Raw genomic sequence first — 20,223 nt, forward strand, 5'->3', positions numbered from 1 at the left:
AAGCAATAGAAATGCTCTTGAGAATCTTTCTCTGAGAATCGAGCACAATCTTTTTACTTCTAGCTTTAAAAGAGCGAGCTAGAAGATGGGTTTGCTTTTTACCTTTAGTTGAGTGTATAAGTAAATGATTCTTCTTCCATCGGACTAGGAAATCTTGTTCGAAGTTCGTAAACCACTCGATGGTCCACTCATTAGCGTAACCACGGTCAAGCACATGTAGGATGCCTTTTCCTACTTGTGCTTGTAGTTTTTCTAGCATCCGAAACATAATGTTTCGACCATATTCCTTGTATTTACCTCTGGTAGTCCACCAACTCATCTGACATACACTTACAGACTCACCCAAAGCTGAGAGCAACGTACTTGTCCAATGATAACCAGGAACACAAATACGTTTATTAGGAGGAGAATAGTATCCTTTTTTTATCCGTGTTAGTCGTTTTGCCTTTGAGCTTTCTACACTACAAAGCCCTTCCAAAAACCAAGATTCAGCCTTTTCTAGCCGACTATCATCCCAAAGCATTAGCGGACGTTTTCCCTGTTTTACTAACGATTCAAGCCTTTTTCGAGTTTGACTAAAGAGAAAATTATCAATGATAGTAGATGTCCATTTTTTGGAGCGTAACAGATTACTGATGCGCTTTGTCCCAGCGGGAGCATGTGAAAAACCGCAAATATAGCCACCTAACTCACTAAGCAATAAGCCCATAGAGTTGTGTCGATGCAATAAAATGGCAACTATTAAATCGTAAAAAGTACGAACTAAACGCTTATCCAGAACAGAATCTAACGATAACTGGACGTCAGCAAGATAAAGATCAAGTTTATGAAGAAGTAAATGAGAGAGTCTTGACTTACTCGATTTTATGTCATTATTTTGTAGAAATGCTTTATGCATAGAAACCTCCTGTTTGTTTGTGTTTGTCGTAATTCACAAAGTAAACAAGGAGGTTTCGTTTTTAAAAGTCTTCACGAAAAATTCGGGATGACTCATGTTTGATATTGAATCTGTTTGAGAGACATAGAGTAATAATCACTCATTCACTCAATCAAAACTCACTCAATTTGGAACGTCTCAGACGCAACTGCATCTACTCATCAATATTCGTAGTCTTGGCTGGTTTTTCAAATTCCCATTCACTGCGAATGAGTTTGGTGTTGCTAGGATAAGTCTCGTTTAGCGTATTGGCATCGTACACACGTCCGTTTTTCACAACCATTTTAATGCTATTCGAATTGCGAATATTTTCTAAAGGGTTTTTGTCCAAAATCAACAAATCGGCTAGTTTTCCTTTTTCGATACTTCCTAAATCTTTATCCAAACCTAAGGCTGTAGCACCCAGAATAGTTGCTACTTTCAAGGCATCATGCGTTTTCATGCCTCCACTTTGCATCGACCATAGTTCCCAGTGATAACCCAAACCTTGGAACTCTCCATGACTACCAATACCTGCCAATGAACCATTTTCTACCATTGATTTCATAGATTTGGCGTGTTTTTGGAAAACGTGTTCTTCTGGTAAAAACCAACCACTCACACGTCTAGTTTTCTCGGCTAATTCTTCATACGGCATGAAGTATTGCATCTTTTTGTCATGATAAGGGTCTTCTGTTTCGAAGTAATAAATTTCAGCAAATGGACCACCATAGGATACTAATAGCGTCGGAGTTACCGCCATTTTTGAATATGATATAGATTTTACTAAATCATTGTACAATGGATATACGGGAATGGTATGTTCATGTCCAGGGTATCCGTCTAACATATTCGTAATGTTCAATTTGAGATTCAAACCACCTTCGGTCGTTGGCATCAATTGTTGTTCTTTCGCTGCCTTAATTATCCACTGACGAGTCTGGCGATTACCTGTCAAATACATTTTGATGTATCTAGTGTTAAAATACTTGCTGTATTGTTTGAGGGCATTGCTTGCACCTGTTGAGTCTTTGATATTATAGGACCAAAAACCAACCCCTGGACCTGTTGAGTACACACGTGGTCCAACCATTTTGCCAGCTTCTACCATATCGCTATAAGTCAATATGTCAGTAGTGGCAGTTTGCGGGTCACGAGTTGTGGTTACACCGTAAGCGAGATTAGCAGCATAAATCCAAACCTGATTTTTTTGAATACCCCATTGTGGCCACATGTGCGAGTGAGTATCTACAAAACCTGGAATAATCGTTTTTCCACTCACATCTACAACCTTGGCACCTGATGCTTTGAGCGTCCCACTTTTTCCTACAGCTTTGATTCGATTGTTTTCTATCAATACATCCCCATTGGCAATTACCTCTTCTCCTTTCATGGTAATGATACGACCACCTCTCAACAAGATGGCAGATTGAGGAATATCTTTTTCGTAATATACCTTAATCTCTATTTCTAAAGGTTTGTAAGTATCGTCAGCTTTTTTGACTGGAGCTTTAGCAACTTTTGGTTTGGCATCAGTCTTGATTTTTACGGTATCTGTTTTTGCTTTACTGATTGAATCAGCTTTGGCTTTTTCTTGTGCTTTCTTTGCTGCTTTTACACTATCATCAAAAGCCACCGATTTATCAAAGTCATACTCAAAATGATAACGCCCTAATGCCCAACGGATTTTCTTAGAATCGCTTGACCAAGACGGAAACTCCCCACCTAAATCAGTCAATTTTTTGGCTGGAAATTGCGCTGAAGAAGCATCTGCTACAGAAATAGAAACCGTTTTGCCCGTTTGAGGAATCGTCATCGAGTAAATATCATTGTTAATCTGCGCCAACGCTTTTTCTCCATCAGGGGACATTAATACTCTGGATGCGTTTGATGCACGATTCACTTCCATTGCCGAAGCTGTACGTTCTGAAAGCATACAGTTATGCACAAAATCTTCTCCCTCGATGCTCATTCCGTAAGTAGTAATACCCGAAACTTTCGCATGAGTTTTTTCGTCTGTACCATCCCATTTGATAGACACTACACTTCCATCGGCTCCGCTGAGATATATTCTATCTGTTTGTTTTTCGACAAAATGAGGATATTCTCTTCCTTTAGCTTGGTCGATTACGGTAATATCACTGCCTTTGGTTTCAATCCAGCATAATTCATCTTCAGAACCATTAGCCACAGGACCTACAGATTCTTTGTAAGCACGCATTTTACTACGAATAAAAACTATTTTATCATCCTTCGGAGCATATGCTGGTTGACTGTAAAGGGCTGGCACAGAGGTGATTTTCTGTAGATTGCTTCCATCTGCTTGAACTTTGTACAAACTTCCTCCTTGGGCAGTCCATGTCACAAAAGTGATTTGACTTCCATCGTTTGACCAAGTTGGTTGAGCTTCTGTAAACTCCAAATTAGTTAAACGCTTTGGCGTACCTTTGGGATAATCAGCCACATACAATCTGTTTAGTACTGTAAAAGCGATTTTCTTACCATCTGGCGAACTCACTACGTCTCTAATTTGGGTTGCCAATGTACGAGTAGTATCACTAATAGGATATTTAAACTCTAATCTTGGTCCCATTTCGATATCCATATCTACTGTAAATGGAATCGGCGTTGGAGCACCTCCATTCAAAGCTATTTTGTAGATTTTTCCACCATACGAAGCAATAACAGCTTGATTATCTGGCGTAAAAGTCATCGAAGGCAAAACGCCCATCGTGGCGATTGACTCTTGGTCGTCACGTTGTACAGGATACGCTAACCATTTTTCATCGCCCGAAACGAGGTTACGAAGTACCAAACCTGTTTTATCTTCAAAACGAGAACCATACACTAGCCATTTGCCATCACCCGAAATCGTTGGGGTAAATGCCGAACCATAGCGAGAGGTAATGGTAGTGCGTTTGCCGTTGTCACGGTCATACATCCCAATTTGGTATTGTGGAAACATGGCATTGTAATTCCAAGCACCATTGCGTTGCGAGAAATAGATATATCGTCCATCAGGGCTAACCGCAGGGTCGATAGTTTTTAGGGTAGCAGGTTGATCAATCAACTGAACACCGCCTCCTCCATCTTTATGAACCATCCAAAGTTGGACATTCATACGGCCTTTGGCAAATACAATATAGTTTCCGTCTGGCGTCCAATCTGCTGCTTCGTAGTTTTGGTCACGGTCTTTGGTCACTTGAACAGTATCTTTTTTCTCAAAATCAATCATCCAAACATTGTCCGAACCACTTCTATCAGAGATAAACAAAAGTTTTTTCCCATCAGGACTATAGCGTGGATGAGTATCAAAAGCCAAACCTTTGGTAATATTTTGGGCTTTTCCACCAGTAGCAGGAATCGAATACAAGTCGCCCATGTGGTCAAATACCAGACTTTTCCCATCTGGACTTATATCCAATGACATCCAAGTACCTTCATCAGTTTGGTATTTGAATTTTCGAGAAGCTTTTAGCGGTAAATCTTTATAACGAACATACTTGGTCGTATCTTTTTTGACACTGTCGCCCGTTTCCTTGGTTAGAGAAAGACGCTGTTGCCTTTCGGTCATGCCGACCGCCGCAAAGGCACTCAATCCAAGAGCAAGGGCAAGGTTTTTTAGTTTAGTTTGATTGATAAAGGTAGGATTCATGATGAAATCACAAGTTAAAGTGAATGGAGATGAGATTTAGATTTATTCATTTAAAATAACAATAAGTCTAAAATACAAGGTGTTCGAGAACTTTCAAAGTGATTCCAAATTCCAATCATCTTACCAGCCAACTAAAATCAGTATTTTATCATTGTTAAAATTGGGAGAAGGCCGTAATATTGCGCTCATGAAACAACAAGCTATTATTTTAGGTTGAATAAATAGCTTTATGTTTTCGAAAACAGTAAACCCAACAAATCATGAACAAAGTTGACCTTGCTGCCTTGCGAGAGAATTATACCAAGGGGAGTTTGGATGTGTCAGATGTATTACCCTCTCCTATTCAAGAGTTTCATAAATGGTTTAATCAAGCCGTTGATAGCCAGATTCTTGAACCTAACGCTATGCACCTTTGTACGGTTTCGCCCGATGGCAAACCATCCGCTAGAATTGTACTCCTAAAAACCTTAGATGCCACTGGTTTTACTTTTTATACTAATTATCAAAGCCGTAAAGGACACCAAATGGATGCGAATCCTAACGCGTGTTTGACATTTTTCTGGGGTGAACTAGAGCGTCAGGTACGTATTGAAGGAACGATAGAGAAGGTTGATGCTAAAGATTCTGACAATTATTTTGCCGTGCGACCAAGAGGTAGCCAAATTGGTGCATGGGTATCTAACCAAAGTCAGGTGGTGGAAAATCGTGAGGTATTGATTGAGAAAGAAAAAGCCTTTATTAAGAAATTTGAAGGTCAAGAAGTACCACGTCCTGATCATTGGGGCGGGTACAGATTAGTACCAACTTATATCGAATTTTGGCAAGGTCGCCCATCACGCCTCCACGATCGAATTGCTTACACGCTCGAAGAATCAGGTAATTGGAAAATCGAAAGACTTTCTCCGTAGGGATTTGGTATTGATTGAATGAGTGATTTTAATATGCTAAAATCACTCATTCAATCAATCACTAAATAACCTCTCTTCATCCTTTTTTTCTTCTCTAGCCATTGGCAAGGTATTTGTATTTCTATCAAATAGTCTTTAAATTGCTCTTATACCATACCAACCTACTAGAGACATGAGCTTTTTTAAAAATCCAGCTTGGCTTACGAAATATGTCTATCCTTACGCTACCGTAGATGATATTCCTGAAGAGGTATATGCCACTATCAATCAAAAACTCCATAAACTTGTTGATTTTGAAAAACCAGAGGTAAGCATTGTCATTGCTTCTTGGAATGAAGAGGTGAATATGCTCCCAACCATTGGCTCTTTGGCAGACTCTACTACAAAGATTCCTTTCGAAATTTTGGTAGTCAATAATAACTCTACCGACCGCACACAGGAAGTATTAGACAAGCTCTATATTCGTAGTTGTACGCAGACAATTCAAGGTTGTGGCCCTGCTCGTCAGATGGGTTTGGAACAAGCCAAAGGCAAATATATCTTATCCGCTGACGCAGACTGTATGTATCAACCCGAATGGATAGATCAAATGATTAATGCGCTTCGTCCAGACGATGTGGCTGTGGTTTATGGCCGATATTCATTTATTGCCAATGAACAAACGCCGCGTTGGAAACTTGCCATCTATGAAATGATGAAGGATATTATGGCCGAAATACGTCAGTTCAAGAGACCTTATCTCAATACCTTAGGAATGACCATGGGGTACAAAACGGCACAAGCACTGAAGGTTGGCTATGTGATGCGTCATGTACGCGGCGAAGATGGTCGTTTGACCTTTGATTTAATGCAGTTTGGAAAGGTAGTTCAGGTAAAAAGTAGTAAAATCAGGGTATGGACAGGCACACGTACGCTAGACAAAGATGGAAGCTTTTTTAATATGGTGGGTAGTAGAATAGTGAAAGAAATAAAAAGGATATTTACCTATTTGAGTCCACTCAAACCACACGATACCAAAACCTCTTAATGAATTTGTGAGGCTGATAAATGGCGGAAAATTGATTAAAATTTGTCAGCTCGATACAACTTTTGTACTTTTATCGGATAAAAACCCCTCAAGGTCTTGTACAAAATCTTAGAAGTAAGCTTAGGGTAATTTCTTGACTATTTTAGAAACACTCAATTTTAATGTCAAGTATTACAACATTGTATCAATCACAAAAACAATATTTGGAATGATTATCGAACCAAGAATGCGCGGATTTATCTGCCTAACAGCACATCCTGTAGGTTGTGAACAAAATGTAATTAACCAAATCAACTACGTAAAATCAAAAGGTAAAATCGACGGTCCTAAACGTGTATTAGTAATCGGAGCTTCGACAGGTTTTGGTTTGGCATCACGAATTACCAGTGCTTTTGGGTCAGATGCGTCAACAATTGGTATTTTCTTCGAAAAACCATCTTCACCAGGCAAACTGGCTACTCCCGGCTGGTACAATACTGCTGCATTCGAAAAACACGCTCAAGAGGCTGGTTTGTATGCAAAAAGTATCAATGGCGATGCTTTTTCTAACGAGGTAAAAGAAAAAACGCTTGCCCTTATCAAAGAGGATTTAGGTCAAGTCGACTTAGTTGTATATAGCTTGGCTTCGCCAGTTCGTACCGACCCTACTACAGGTATTACTCACCGTTCGGTCTTGAAACCAATCGGTGCTCCTTTCAAAAACAAAACGGTTGATTTCCACTCTGGAAAAGTAACTGAAATCTCTATTGACCCTTGTACAGAAGAAGACATCCAAAATACAATCAAAGTAATGGGTGGCGAAGACTGGGAAATGTGGATTGATAGCTTGAAAGCGGCTAATTTATTAGCGCCAAATGCTTTGACAATCGCTTATTCTTATATTGGACCAGAATTGACAGAGCCAGTATATCGTAAAGGAACTATCGGTCGTGCTAAAGACCATTTGGAAGCTACGGCTTTCACTATTGCTGATAAATTGAGCGATATTGGTGGTAATGCGTATGTTTCTGTAAACAAAGCTTTGGTAACCCAAGCAAGTTCGGCGATTCCTGTGATTCCTTTGTATATTTCGTTATTGTACAAAGTAATGAAAGCAGAAGGTATTCACGAGGGTTGTATCGAGCAAATCCAACGTTTGTATAGCGAGCGTCTTTACACCGGTGGCAACGTACCAGTTGATGAAAAAGGTCGTATCCGTATCGACGATTGGGAAATGCGTGCAGATGTACAAGCTAAAGTGGCAGCACTTTGGGAAGAAGCAACTACCGAAAACTTACCAAGCATTGGTGATTTGGAAGGATATAGCAATGACTTCTACAATTTATTTGGCTTCAAAGTAGGCGGTGTAGATTACACTGCAGATACTAATGAAGTAGTAGAAATCCCAGGCTTACAGGTATAGAATTAGTGAATTGTGAATTAGTGAATTGGAAGATTATTATTCACTAATTCACAACTCACTAATTAGGGTAATATTAAGATTTTTAAACAATTTCGGATTTAAGATTTCCGATTTCGTAAATATTGTAGAAAAGGATTCAAAAAAGGATATTTTACCTCTCAAATCCAAGATGCAATAACTGAAATTGTTGTTTTTGTAATCCTTCGTACACTACTAATTCACAATTCACTAATACACAATTCACTAATTAAATTAACGCTGAAAGGTCTTTTACTCCTATTCTTTTATAACTCGTAAAGCCCTCGCCAAAGGTAACGCCAATGGCATGTCCCATCTCACGATTGCGCGCTTCTGTAAATTTCAAAAACTCTGGAGAAGACAAATAAGATTCTGGTTCTTTCGAGCTAGGGTCAAAGAATTGACTTCTGAATGCACGAATTGAAGCTTCTTTCTTATCCCAATAAGCCGTAATATCTACTACAAAATCTGGTTGAATATAACGGTCTTGAATATAATGATAGACATTTTTTGGACGCCAAGCAGTTTGTGGTGTACCATCGTCTTCGAAGGTTTCAATCATGCGCAAACCTGCTTTAAAACAAGCATCTGCCGCCAATTCAGCACCTTTGATATGGTCGGGATGACGGTCGAATATAGCATTTGCCAATACAGTTTCAGGCTTATAACGACGAATTACGCGGATTAACTTCATCAAATGTTCTTCGTCATTGACAAAAAAACCATCTCTAAAGCCCAAATTCTCACGAGCATGAATTCCCATAATCGCTGATGCCGCATCTGATTCGGCTTGGCGGATTTCAGGCGTTCCACGAGTACCTAATTCTCCACGTGTAAAATCAACAATACCCACTTTTTTACCTTGGGCAATATGAGAACAAATTGTTCCTGCACAACTCAACTCTGCGTCATCTGGATGCGCAGCCATCACCAAAATATCTAATTTCATTTAATGGAATATCTATCTAACAATTTTGAATTACTTGAAAAATCTAATTGAGACAATGTTTAACTTAAAGCTCAATTTCTTTTGAACAAATAAAATAAATCAAAAATTCGACCATTATCCACTTGCCATTAAAATTTTTCATTTTAATTGATTCTTAGTCTTCGTCCAATCTTCAATTTTGTTGATGAACTCATCCCATTTAGCTTTGTAAGCTGTTGTATTGAAATATTAGCAAAGTTGGCAATAGATGCCAAAGTATCTCCTTCGCGAATCGTTACCCATGTTGTGGTACGATATTCTTCTTCATTTTCTACATTTTCATTAAACTCATTGGGTAAAATTTCCCCATAAGTATCAAATACCCTTGCCGAAATCATGACATGTTGATCAACAGGCTTGGTATTTTTTCCTGAAAATGAAAACACATAGGTTGGGTTAAAAGCCTTTCCTTCGTAACGGGTTTCATAATGAAGGTGCGACCCCGTACTTCTTCCTGTATTCCCCCCTTTTCCGATGACATCACCAGCCTTGACATAAGTACCCGACTCTAAAAACTTCTGTGATAGGTGACCATAAAGCGTCTCCAAACCATTATAATGCCTTACTACCAAGTATTTCCCATAACCTCTCCCATCGTATCCTGACACCCTTACAATCCCATCGAAAGTAGAATATACAGGGTCGCCAATATTCAAATCTAAGTCCACTCCCGCATGCAAGCGACGCCAACGTGGACCAAAATTGGAGGTAATGTCTCCAGAGTTCAAAGGAGATGACCAATGATATCCCATCGCATCATTATACAATTCGATGTCAACGACACCTTCAAAGTTTTTGACATTAATTCCATAAGGATCAATATTTTTGGAAGACCAAATCGAATAATACGTTGCCACCATAGCCACATCATCTGAACCATTGATTTTAACAGTTTCTATTACCTCGACTGGACGAATATCTCCTTCATCCACCGACGTTGTGTCAAAGGCACTTACCGTAGCATTGATTGCACGGATAGGCTCATATCGATTGCGTGAGCCGTCGGTAACACTTTGTTGAGCAGAGGTTTCGTATTCGGGTTTGAGCTGTAAAGGAGGAAGGAATTCTTCTTGTTTGGTAGTTTTAGCGGGTGCAGTTACAGTCTGTTTATTGATTTTTGTCTGTTTTTTGTAACGTCCATTCTCATTTTGAGCCAAAGATTTGACTTGACAAAAACCGAGCAATACCAAAGACAATACTATTACTTTTTTCATAAAAATTAACTCTAGGGTCTGATTTCCAATAAATTGCTCACAAATCAGCAAGCTTTTTCTGATAAACAATTCTTTGTTTTCAATTAGTGATATACAAGTAAAACCAGAATAAAAGAGTTTTAGTATTTGGTCTAAGGAAATCTTAATGAAAAAAGGTCGAGAGGTAAAAGTAAAGAAATACTAGATTCTCCGAAAACAAAAAGCGAGACTACCCGATGGGTAATTTCGCTTCTATACTAGAAATTAATAATATCTTTTTGTCTAATGAATACGCAAACGGCGACCTGCACGCAAGTTTGAGCTTAACTTCATTCCATTCATTTTTGCTAAACGTTCTACCGAAATACCAGCACGGTTAGCAATAGAGTAAAGCGTATCACCCGAGCGAGCTACAGTCCATGCAGTACGGCGAGTAACAACTTTGTTACCAGCATCGCCATATTCGTTACCCAAAGCCAAGCCATAAGTATCAAATACACGCGCCGAAACCAACAAGTGGTCAGACACTGGCTGAGTGCCTTCGCCTGCAAAGTTCATCACATATGTAGGATTGAAAGGGTTACCTTCGTAACGTGTTTCGAAGTGCAAGTGTGAACCTGTACTACGACCTGTATTACCTCCTTTTCCGATTTCGTCTCCTGCTTTTACAAACATTCCTGACTCATAACCTTTGCGTGAAAGGTGACCATAGAGTGTTTCTAAACCGTTGTAATGTCTTACTACCAAGAAGTTTCCGTAACCACCACCATCGTAGCCAGATACCCTTACGATACCATCAAATGCCGAATAAACAGGGTCTCCCGTTTCGAGGTCTACGTCTACACCTGCGTGCAAACGACCCCAACGTGGGCCAAACTGAGAGGTCAATTTTGGTGCATTGGTAGGGGCACTCCAATAACGCCCTTGCTCTTTATTAAAAAGCTCAAGGTCAACTACATCATCAAAATCTTTGACATCGATTCCATAAGGGTCAATAGTGTTGGTATCCCAAATAGAAAAATAAGAAGCAACCGTTACAAAGTCGTCACTTCCTGAAGGTTTCATCTCCTCCTCTATCTCTATCACTAAAGGCTCTCTTTCGTCAATTGATGTAGTATCAAATGCACTTACAGTAGCGTTAACTTCTCTCACAGGTTCAAATTTTTGACTTCCCGCCGTGGTAGTAGCTTGTTTTTCTACTACTTCAAATTCATTTCTGAATTGAAGTTTGGGCATTTCATCAAGCAAATCGTCCTGCTTTTTTTCTTTTTCCTTGTAAAGTCCAGTATTGTCCTTGATTTTAATTTTAGGATTGTTTTTAAAACTACCCTTCTCTTGCGACCAAGCCACCATAGCTGTACATACAAAAAATGCAGTAAGAAAATTACTTCTTATATTCATTGTATTGTATTTATAGTTATCGAGGAATTTGAGTAGTAAACGTAATTATTGAACTGATTCGCATCTACTACCCAAAATTTCATAACTAGTGTAATTCATTTGCAGCCAACCAACGTTCAGCGTCCAAAGCGGCCATACAACCTGTACCTGCGGCTGTTACTGCCTGACGGTAAATGTTGTCTTGTGCGTCTCCACAAGCAAAAACGCCTTCGATATTAGTGTTTGTTGAGCCCTTAATTGTCTGGATATATCCTGCTTCGTCTAAATTCAAATAGTCTTTGAAGATATCTGTATTTGGTTTGTGACCGATGGCTACAAAGAACCCTGTAAGTGTCAAATCAGTCGTTTCACCTGTTTTCACATTTTTCAAACGAGCACCTGTTACACCTGAAGCATCACCCAAAATCTCATCAGTTTCTGAATTCCAGTGAACTTCAATTTTAGGATTGTTCAATACACGTTTTTGCATAATCAATGAAGCACGTAGTTCTTCACGACGAACAATCATGTGTACTTTTGAACAGATATTGGCCAAATAAGTAGCCTCTTCTGCAGCCGTATCGCCACCACCTACGATAGCAACTACTTGGTTACGGTAGAAGAAACCATCACAAACCGCACACGCTGATACCCCTAAACCGTTATATTTTTTTTCTGATTCTAAACCAAGCCATTTTGCTGAAGCACCTGTTGCGATAATAACCGCATCAGCAGTAAGTTCAGTGCTTTCGTCAATTACTACTTTTTTAGGAGAAACTGAGAAATCTACAGAAGTAGCCATACCAAAACGAATATCAGTTCCAAAACGACGAGCCTGATTTTCTAAATCTTGCATCATTTGTGGGCCTTGGATACCATCTGGATAGCCAGGGAAGTTTTCAACGTCATTAGTGATTGTTAGCTGACCGCCAGGTTGACTACCTTGGTACATTACTGGTGCTAAACCTGCACGTGATGCGTAAATTGCCGCAGTATAACCTGCTGGCCCTGAGCCTATAATAAGGCATTTAATATGTTCTGCCATTGTAATATTTAAGATATTTACTGGATTGATTTTTATTAGAAACCTCTAAAAATCAGAAGATTTTGACTTATACATTAGGGAAATGGCATCCAGCAAGGCCTACCCCCAAATATATGTCTACAGAATAAACACATTTGAGAATACAAAAATTGCAGATTAATGCCAAAACGCCAAATTCTTTTGAATCAAAGCCATGAGAATAACTTTGGAGTTTCAGAGCTCAGTATCAGATTAGGAAAAAATAGTATCCGTTTTTCAAAAAATTCCTCTATCCATCAATTAGGCGACCGAATATATTTAGAACCAATTACCAACAACTAATCATTTATTAACTAAGTAATCGTGCAAAATAAGATTATAAGTTATGTGTTTAGGCAACAGGCACAAGGCAAAGAGTGGTAGCAATGTTTTTTAACGACCACAGACATGCATTTTTCCCAAAGCCCACTGCTGAAAGCCCATAGCCGAAAGCCCAAAGTACAATCTTAAATTTTATTTTGCCCACTAACTTAAAGACTAGTTTTTTTGCATATCTGTAGTGTTCTATGCAAAAAAAGTGCAAAAATTAATCAAATTTGTAAATAGAGGGCATGAAGAGAGCGAAAAATAGCACAAAAGCAAGCAATTAACTATTTTCAAGAGATATATCATCACTATCCAATTTTATGAAAAAACTACTGACCAATTTAACATTCTGGGTGCTTACTGCGATTGCAGCGGGTATTTTGTTAGGGCATTTTGCACCAGACATTGCATTACATAAGCTTTTTGAAAATGCTATCAAATTCAAGCTTTTGGGCAACGAAGTCAGTATTGGCAATACCTTTAGCGAATTTTTGAGTGGGATCTTTATCAGTATTGTCAAGCAATTTATTAACCCAATCATATTCTTGACCATCACTCTAGGAATCGTGAGTATGGGTGATTTAAAAAAGGTAGGAAAATTAGGAGGAAAAGCACTTTTATACTTTGAAATAGTAACAACTATCGCCTTGCTAGTTGGGATTATCGTAGCCAATGTGATTCGTCCTGGAGATGGCGTGGTGACCGATGCCATCAAAGGCGGAGATATCTCCAAATACACCAAAGGCGCTTCTGAATTTAGTTGGATGAAATTCTTTTGGGATAATAGTACTTTGCAGGTTTTGTTATTAGCAATTATCCTTGGCTCAGTATTAAACTATGTTAGTGGAAAGGATAAAATTATTGAGGTATTTCAGAAGGTATCAAAATACATCTTTGCAGGTCTGCATACAGTCATGAAATTAGCACCAATTGGAGCCTTTGGAGGAATGGCATTTACCATTGCGAAATACGGATTGAAAACCCTTATTCCTTTGGCCAAACTCATGGTTACGGTGTATATCACGATGGGCGTTTTTGTATTTGTGGTACTGTTTTTTATTCTTCGTTATTACAAAGTAAATCTTTGGAAGTTTTTGAAATACATCAAAGAAGAACTTCTTATCGTGTTAGGGACATCATCTTCCGAAGCTGGATTACCTTCATTAATGGAAAAACTCGAAAGAATGGGCTGTGGCAAATCGGTAGTCGGGTTGGTCGTACCTGCTGGATATTCTTTTAACTTGGATGGTACAACCATTTATCTTTCGATGGCAACGATTTTTTTGGCTCAGGTCTTCAATGTTCACCTGAGTTTGGAGCAAATATTTACTATTATTGGCATCTTGATGGTAACTTCCAAAGGAGCTGCGGGCGTTACTGGAAGTGGATTTATCGTATTGGCATCAACACTTACTGCAGTGCATGTGATTCCTGTAGAGGGACTAGCTCTACTGTTGGGTGTTGACCGCTTTATGTCTGAGGCTCGCGCCATTACCAATTTTATAGGCAATGGAGTTGCTACGATTTTCTTGGCCAATAATGAAGGAGAATTTGACCACGAAAAAATGAAAAAAGCTTTCGACCAAGAAGGTATTTTGTCTTAGCAAAAAATAATGCGGAGATTAAAAGACTTTCAGCCCCAAAAGCCTTCGGTTATGAGTCTTTTAATCTCTATGATTTCGGTTGATAATTGTCAAATAATACCTTGCTTTCAATCCTACTATCGGCTTTCTATCCTTGATAGTCCTCTGTTTTTCTTCCGCATTTTGTGTAGGTTTCAACACAAATATTACTGAAAAAATCAATAGTGAAATCTGAATAATGATTAACAATTGGTCCATAGGTAAGTATGTTTGTAGTGATTCTATACCTTTTTAGACATCCCCAAAATAGAAAACGTTGCTCCACTGCGACAACATGGCAATATGTGTAGCCATAGTTAAAGTTTTTGAGTGAAAAGATTAAAAAATAGCTTAGGATGTATTATTTTAGTTCAAACAAATGACTAATGTTACCTCTAATCTATGAGTTCTGATAAGGACTTTTCTTGAATTTATTCCTAGCTTAGTATATTCCATTCGCCCAAGTAGTATCAATACAAATCCTTAAATACGTTTTCATCAAAACTGTCAACGCTTGGCTTAAACACGAGAAAAAATACGACTACCATTTTGTATATATTAGCAGTGTTCAGATTGCGGATTTTATCACTATTTCTGCCTTTGTTCACTAGCAATTCAGTATTTCAAATGATCATAAAATCACACTTAAACTTGTAAGTATTTTCTACCTTTTGGTGCTGAATATTGAATTTTTTGTATATTCAAACAATTTCGGTGTTGTACGTAATTGAGGCTTGGCAAGGTTTTTGTCAATCAATGATTTATTGAACTATACTTTGTTTAAGATGCTAAAAAATTCATGGTTAATCCTCCTTATTTTGATTACAGGAGCTTGTAAGTTGGAAGACCAACTTGTTTATCCTGAATTAACGATAAGGCCCAATTGGATTGTAACCGACTATAATGCCACCATAACAGCTGAATTTGTCAGCTTAGGAAATGCGTCCATTAATGTCTATGGGATGTGCTGGAACAAGACTGGAGAGCCCACTACACGTGACTCCTTGATAAGTTATTCGGGGCAACCATTGATAGAAGTATTTTCGAGTAGCTTGAGTAATTTATCGCCTGCTACCACCTATTATGTACGTGCATTTTCAAGAATTGGGCTAAAAACTTCTTACTCAAATCAAATAACGCTCAAGACATTACCCATTCAATTACCCAATGTATCTACAGGCAGTGCCTCCGATGAAGGGATAGGGACCTTAAATGTTCAAGGGACACTCAACCTACAAGGCGCTTCTGTTGTTACTGAATATGGACATTGCTGGGGGCTTTCAACACCTACCATAAACAATCAGCGTACCATTCTTACGTCTACCCTATCTCAAGGAAATTTTACTAGTCAACTTCGTGGTTTGAGTAACAATACTAAGTATGTCATTCGAGCGTATGCAAAAAATGCCACAGGAGTATCCTACGGAAATGAAATAACTTATATAACGTCTTGTAAATCAGCACCAACAGTCGTATCTAATATCATTGATAATATTTCGGCACAAGGAGCGATAGCCAACGGGACTATTTCTAATATTGGTTGTTCGGAAGTAACAGAATATGGGCATTGTTGGAGTACTACTCCCAACCCTACTACTGCCAATCCTCGAACCATATTTAAACAAGGCTCTGCTGGAGCGTTTAGCAGTGCGTTGTCGGGCTTAAGTTCAAAAACAGCTTATTATGTTCGAGCATATGCCATTAATTCCCAAGGAATTAGTTATGGCAACCAAGTATCAATTATTACGCTTTAATGGGAGTTACAACTAAACAAATTTTATATTTATCAGGGATAATTTTTAGCGGTATTATTCTTGGGATATTTGTTGCCAAAACCCAAATTATGGGAGCAGCAACCATTATTGCTTTACCCTTTGTAATTGGATATTTGATTGCCATTTTTCGTAATCCAGTTTTGGGGGTTTATACAGTATTAGTTTTTTCATTTTTTGTAAATGGCGTAGGAAGATACGCCAATGCAGGCCCTTTGGGGCTTTCTGTTGACGTTTTTTTGGTAATAGCCCTATTAGCAGAGTTCTTTAAAGGATTTGAAGGTGATCCTTGGCCTGACATGAAGCGCAACCCTATTCTGATTGCGATTTATGTATGGGGAGCCTATTGTATGCTAGAGTTTTTCAACCCAGAAGCTAGAAGTAAGGAGGCGTGGTTTTATGCGATGCGTGCGGTGATTTTGTACCTAATTCTGATAGTTGTTTTAGGAATCGTACTTATGCGCACAGAAAAGCATTTGGACCGAGTATTAAAAATCTGGATGATAGCTTCTTGTATAGCAACGTTATGGGGCGCTCGACAGCTTTTTGTAGGCCTTGACCGCTTTGAACAAGCTTGGATGGACTCAGGCAATGCTACCACACATATGTTGTTTGGGAAGTTAAGAGTTTTTTCTTTTTACTCTGATGCGGGGCAATATGGTGCAGCCATGGGACATATAGGATTGATTTGTATTTTATTAAGTCTTTCTCCCTTTGGCAATCGAAACTTCAAGCTTTTTTACCTCACAGGAGGATTATTCTGTTTGTGGGGGATGTCCATCTCAGGTACACGAGGGGCACTATTTGTGGTTATGGGGGGCTTTATGGCATATTTGGGAATGTCCAGAAACTACAAAATGCTAGTAATTGGAGGAATCGCAGCCGTAATGTTTTTTGGGATGCTCAAGTTTACCAAAATTGGGCAGAGTAATTACCAAATCAACCGTATGCGCACAGGGCTTGACCCAAATGACCCTTCGTTGCAGTTACGCTTGATTAATCAGGCAAAACTAAGAGGATATCTTGCATCCAGACCCATTGGCGGTGGTATTGGGTCAGCAGGTTTTTGGGGGACACGTTTTTCTCCTGGAACATTCCTAGCAGTAACCGCCCTAGATAGTTGGTATGTCAAAATTTGGGCAGAATGTGGTGTAGTTGGACTTTATGTGCATATTGGAATGTTACTCACCTTTATGATTTATTTCGGATTAAAGCTCTGGAAAATCCCCCCCTGTCTGTTACGAGACAAATTGGTGGCACTATACAGTGGTATGTTCGGTATCTTGGTAGCTTGTTATGGCAACCAAATCCTTGGGCAACTGCCTACCAATGTGGCAATATATTTGAGTATCTCGTTTTTGTATGTTTTTACTAAAGATGAATATTATGAGCAAGCAGTTGACACTACTAATCGTTGATGACGAACAAAGCACACGCATTGTATTGGAGCATTTTCTTAAGAAAGACTTCAATGTAGTGGTAAAAGGTGACGGTATGGAGGCACTTTCTTTACTTGAAGGAGGATTTGATATAGACTTTATCATAGCTGATTTGAATATGCCTAACCTCAGTGGAAAAGAATTTTTGAAAATTCTTAGGGCAAGTAATCTTTTTGGGCAAATCCCAGTCATCATCCTTTCGGGTACCGACGAAAGTAAAGAGCGCATCGATTGTCTGAATATTGGAGCAGACGACTTTATGCTAAAACCTTTCAACCCGATGGAAGTACAAGCCAAAATTAGAGCAATTATGCGACGAGTGCAGCCTTTGTAAGAACATAGTCTTTCGGCATTATATTTCCAAAAACCACATTATGCTAACCCACCGACTTTATATTTGATATGGAAAATTATGAATATACCCCTCCACAAAAAAAAATATTTCTTGTGGAAAATGATTCAAACGTTGTAGTTAATTTCCTTAAAAAATTCGGACAAGACATTCAAGTACAAGTACTTGGCTCATCCGACGAAGCCTTAGAGTTACTCAAAACCAGTTATTCTCCAGATGCCGTTATTATTAGCAAATATCTAGGAGGACTAAAGTTTTTAGAACAGGTTCGTGATAATGCTTGGACGAAGGCTTTACCTGTTATCATCACCTCAGCCGACCTAAATCAAGGTCTTATCAAGGAAGTACTCGCCAAAAAAGGAGATGATGTTTTTACCAGTACATTTGATAAAGGAGACCTTTTGGTGCGCTTAGATTATTTTGTACGCCGACGTCATTATGTGGCTATGCAACAAACTAAATCCAATGTACTTGACGTAAAAATTCCTTGGTGGAAACGTGCCTTTGACGTAATTTCTACAGGAACAGCTATTTTGTTGCTTTCGCCTTTATTAATAATTGTTGCTATTTTGATAAAATTAGACTCGAAAGGCCCTATTGTTTACAAGTCTAAGCGTGTGGGTGCAGGGTATCGGATTTTTGATCTATACAAATTTAGAACCATGCGAACAGATGCCGATCAACTCATCAAAAACATGGGTGACTTGAATATGTATTCTAAAGAAAAGCCTTCAGAAAATACGAGCGATGGCTTGTGTGAAGCTTGCCGTATCAAAGGCGTCAAATGTGAGCAGTCTATGTATTTGGATGGTAAAAGCATTTGCGAGAAGCAATATTTACAAGAAAAAAATAGCAAAGTTGCTTTTATGAAGTTTCAAAATGACCCTCGCATTACTCGCTTAGGTAAGTTTTTGAGAAATACGAGTATCGACGAACTACCGCAGTTGTTCAACATCTTTACAGGTGACATTTCACTGGTGGGTAATAGACCTTTACCCTTGTACGAAGCCGAAAAGTTGACAACAGACGACTATATCTATCGCTTTGCAGGCCCGGGTGGCTTGACGGGGCTTTGGCAAGTAACCAAAAGAGGAAAAGGCAAAACGGATATGACTGAAGAAGAAAGAATTCAATTGGATATAGAATATGCCAAAAACTTTTCTTTCAAAATGGACTTAATGATTATCCTGAAGACCTTCCCTGCATTATTACAATCTGAGAATGTCTGACTTGGAATTAGGGTTGTATGAAGGATTATAGAAACGGTATATTTCGAATATCGGATGTTAGATTTCGGAAGTGTAATCAATTATATTTCGTAAAAAATAAAGGTATTTAACCTTATTTCCGACATCAGAAATCCCAAATCTGAAATAGTTAGAAATCCTTCGTAAAGTACTAATTTGGAATATATTATGATTAATATAAAACTTACTTTGTTGAAAACTTGGTCAATTGCTCTGAGTGTGTGCTGTCTACTACTTTTCAGCCATAGGGATATATTTGCTCAAGCTTCAACACCTAAATCGCCTGAAACAGATTTTCAATTGCCTCCACTTGATGAGATAATAGAGTTGGCTATTCAGTATTCACCTGCCCTAAAGCAGCAAGAGCAAATTATCAACAAAGCTAACCAACAATTGATGGTTCAGAAAAAATCTTGGACAAGTGGTATTAGCTTAGGAACGAGTTATTCAGCAGGAAATCAATCGCTTTTGGTACAACAAGCCACAGGGAATTTGGAAGCTTTTTCCAATTATAACAACGGTTATCGACTGTCGCTTGGTGCAGCATTTTCGATTAATACGATTATTACGCAGAAAAATATTACCAAAATTGCAAAAGCCGATAAACAAATTGCCATAGAATCTAAACAGCTAACAATTGACCAAATCAAGAACGATGTAATAGCCAAATACTATGCAGTAGCAGGTGCTCATGAAGCGCTCAAAATCGCAATTGAGATGAAAACATCATCATTGGTCAACAAAAAAATGGCAGAACGTGAATTCTCTGAAGGACAAATCAATGTGGCAGATATGGCTAGAATCCTTGAGTCGACATCGAGTGCAGCTGTAGGTTATGAAAATGCCAAACAAACTTTTATCATGAATGTAAGGCTATTAGAGGTATTGATAGGTAAAAGACTATTTTAAAAATT

Annotated in this window: 15 protein-coding genes; 9 read left to right on the top strand and 6 right to left on the bottom strand. The window is 38.6% G+C overall.

The window, feature by feature from the left end; genetic code table 11:
• Positions 1-898, bottom strand: an 898-nt coding sequence (locus BWI92_RS07935; RefSeq protein ID WP_176464370.1) for a hypothetical protein, incomplete at its 3' end; no start/stop codon positions are given.
• A 193-nt stretch (positions 899-1,091) separates the two neighbouring features.
• On the bottom strand, positions 1,092-4,571 hold the full coding sequence (locus BWI92_RS07940) for an amidohydrolase family protein (RefSeq protein WP_229362821.1): 3,480 nt from the start codon (positions 4,569-4,571) through the stop codon (positions 1,092-1,094).
• Between the two features lie 260 nt (positions 4,572-4,831).
• On the opposite strand from BWI92_RS07940, the gene pdxH reads away from it, so the two are divergent.
• The 3 genes from pdxH to fabV all read left to right on the top strand — a co-directional run bounded on the left by pdxH (position 4,832) and on the right by fabV (position 7,908).
• Positions 4,832-5,479 carry a pyridoxamine 5'-phosphate oxidase gene (pdxH, locus tag BWI92_RS07945; RefSeq protein ID WP_095161688.1) on the top strand — a complete coding sequence of 216 codons (648 nt, stop codon included), beginning with the start codon at positions 4,832-4,834 and terminating at the stop codon, positions 5,477-5,479.
• A gap of 172 nt (positions 5,480-5,651) precedes the next feature.
• Positions 5,652-6,506 carry a glycosyltransferase family 2 protein gene (locus BWI92_RS07950; RefSeq protein ID WP_095161690.1) on the top strand — a complete coding sequence of 285 codons (855 nt, stop codon included), beginning with the start codon at positions 5,652-5,654 and terminating at the stop codon, positions 6,504-6,506.
• Positions 6,507-6,714: 208 nt separating this feature from the next.
• Positions 6,715-7,908, top strand: a complete 1,194-nt coding sequence (gene fabV, locus BWI92_RS07955) for an enoyl-ACP reductase FabV (protein ID WP_095162013.1) — start codon at positions 6,715-6,717, stop codon at positions 7,906-7,908.
• 247 nt (positions 7,909-8,155) lie between these two features.
• On the opposite strand, the gene bshB1 is transcribed toward fabV, so the two are convergent.
• The 4 genes from bshB1 to trxB all read right to left on the bottom strand — a co-directional run bounded on the left by bshB1 (position 8,156) and on the right by trxB (position 12,532).
• Positions 8,156-8,875 (bottom strand): bacillithiol biosynthesis deacetylase BshB1, encoded by a 720-nt coding sequence (bshB1, locus tag BWI92_RS07960; protein ID WP_095161692.1) that lies wholly within the window; start codon positions 8,873-8,875, stop codon positions 8,156-8,158.
• A 143-nt stretch (positions 8,876-9,018) separates the two neighbouring features.
• Positions 9,019-10,128 (bottom strand): M23 family metallopeptidase, encoded by a 1,110-nt coding sequence (locus BWI92_RS07965; RefSeq protein WP_141234716.1) that lies wholly within the window; start codon positions 10,126-10,128, stop codon positions 9,019-9,021.
• Positions 10,129-10,389: 261 nt separating this feature from the next.
• Entirely contained in the window at positions 10,390-11,508 is a 1,119-nt protein-coding gene (locus BWI92_RS07970) for a peptidoglycan DD-metalloendopeptidase family protein (RefSeq protein WP_095161696.1), read from the bottom strand.
• A gap of 85 nt (positions 11,509-11,593) precedes the next feature.
• Positions 11,594-12,532: a thioredoxin-disulfide reductase gene (gene trxB, locus BWI92_RS07975; protein WP_095161698.1), complete on the bottom strand. Its 939-nt coding sequence runs from the start codon at positions 12,530-12,532 to the stop codon at positions 11,594-11,596.
• Positions 12,533-13,197: 665 nt separating this feature from the next.
• On the opposite strand from trxB, the gene BWI92_RS07980 reads away from it, so the two are divergent.
• From BWI92_RS07980 to BWI92_RS08005, 6 genes are all read left to right on the top strand, one after another.
• Positions 13,198-14,481: a cation:dicarboxylate symporter family transporter gene (locus BWI92_RS07980; RefSeq protein ID WP_095161700.1), complete on the top strand. Its 1,284-nt coding sequence runs from the start codon at positions 13,198-13,200 to the stop codon at positions 14,479-14,481.
• A gap of 803 nt (positions 14,482-15,284) precedes the next feature.
• A complete protein-coding gene (locus BWI92_RS07985; RefSeq protein WP_141234717.1) occupies positions 15,285-16,253 on the top strand; it encodes a hypothetical protein in 969 nt (322 codons plus the stop codon).
• 89 nt (positions 16,254-16,342) lie between these two features.
• A complete protein-coding gene (locus BWI92_RS07990) occupies positions 16,343-17,689 on the top strand; it encodes an O-antigen ligase domain-containing protein (RefSeq protein ID WP_141234718.1) in 1,347 nt (448 codons plus the stop codon).
• A complete protein-coding gene (locus BWI92_RS07995) occupies positions 17,670-18,044 on the top strand; it encodes a response regulator transcription factor (protein ID WP_229362823.1) in 375 nt (124 codons plus the stop codon). Before BWI92_RS07990 ends, BWI92_RS07995 begins: the two co-directional genes overlap by 20 nt.
• A gap of 113 nt (positions 18,045-18,157) precedes the next feature.
• Positions 18,158-19,291: a sugar transferase gene (locus BWI92_RS08000; protein WP_229362825.1), complete on the top strand. Its 1,134-nt coding sequence runs from the start codon at positions 18,158-18,160 to the stop codon at positions 19,289-19,291.
• 318 nt (positions 19,292-19,609) lie between these two features.
• The gene (locus BWI92_RS08005; protein WP_176464371.1) at positions 19,610-20,218 is read left to right on the top strand and encodes a TolC family protein; all 609 of its coding nucleotides are present in this window, start codon (positions 19,610-19,612) and stop codon (positions 20,216-20,218) included.
• The last annotated feature ends 5 nt before the right edge of the window (positions 20,219-20,223 follow it).

Origin of the sequence: Flectobacillus sp. BAB-3569 (genome assembly GCF_002270355.1) — a bacterium.
GTDB lineage: Bacteria > Bacteroidota > Bacteroidia > Cytophagales > Spirosomataceae > Flectobacillus > Flectobacillus roseus.

What these genes read in the sequence shown, in the direction of transcription:
- pdxH (WP_095161688.1), top strand. Translation starts at nt 4,832, where the DNA reads ATGAACAAAGTTGACCTTGCTGCCTTGCGAGAGAATTATACCAAGGGG.
- BWI92_RS07980 (WP_095161700.1), top strand. Translation starts at nt 13,198, where the DNA reads ATGAAAAAACTACTGACCAATTTAACATTCTGGGTGCTTACTGCGATT.
- BWI92_RS07990 (WP_141234718.1), top strand. Translation starts at nt 16,343, where the DNA reads ATGGGAGCAGCAACCATTATTGCTTTACCCTTTGTAATTGGATATTTG.
- BWI92_RS07940 (WP_229362821.1), bottom strand. Translation starts at nt 4,571, where the DNA reads ATGAATCCTACCTTTATCAATCAAACTAAACTAAAAAACCTTGCCCTT.
- trxB (WP_095161698.1), bottom strand. Translation starts at nt 12,532, where the DNA reads ATGGCAGAACATATTAAATGCCTTATTATAGGCTCAGGGCCAGCAGGT.
- BWI92_RS07970 (WP_095161696.1), bottom strand. Translation starts at nt 11,508, where the DNA reads ATGAATATAAGAAGTAATTTTCTTACTGCATTTTTTGTATGTACAGCT.
- BWI92_RS07985 (WP_141234717.1), top strand. Translation starts at nt 15,285, where the DNA reads ATGCTAAAAAATTCATGGTTAATCCTCCTTATTTTGATTACAGGAGCT.
- bshB1 (WP_095161692.1), bottom strand. Translation starts at nt 8,875, where the DNA reads ATGAAATTAGATATTTTGGTGATGGCTGCGCATCCAGATGACGCAGAG.
- BWI92_RS07965 (WP_141234716.1), bottom strand. Translation starts at nt 10,128, where the DNA reads ATGAAAAAAGTAATAGTATTGTCTTTGGTATTGCTCGGTTTTTGTCAA.
- fabV (WP_095162013.1), top strand. Translation starts at nt 6,715, where the DNA reads ATGATTATCGAACCAAGAATGCGCGGATTTATCTGCCTAACAGCACAT.
- BWI92_RS07950 (WP_095161690.1), top strand. Translation starts at nt 5,652, where the DNA reads ATGAGCTTTTTTAAAAATCCAGCTTGGCTTACGAAATATGTCTATCCT.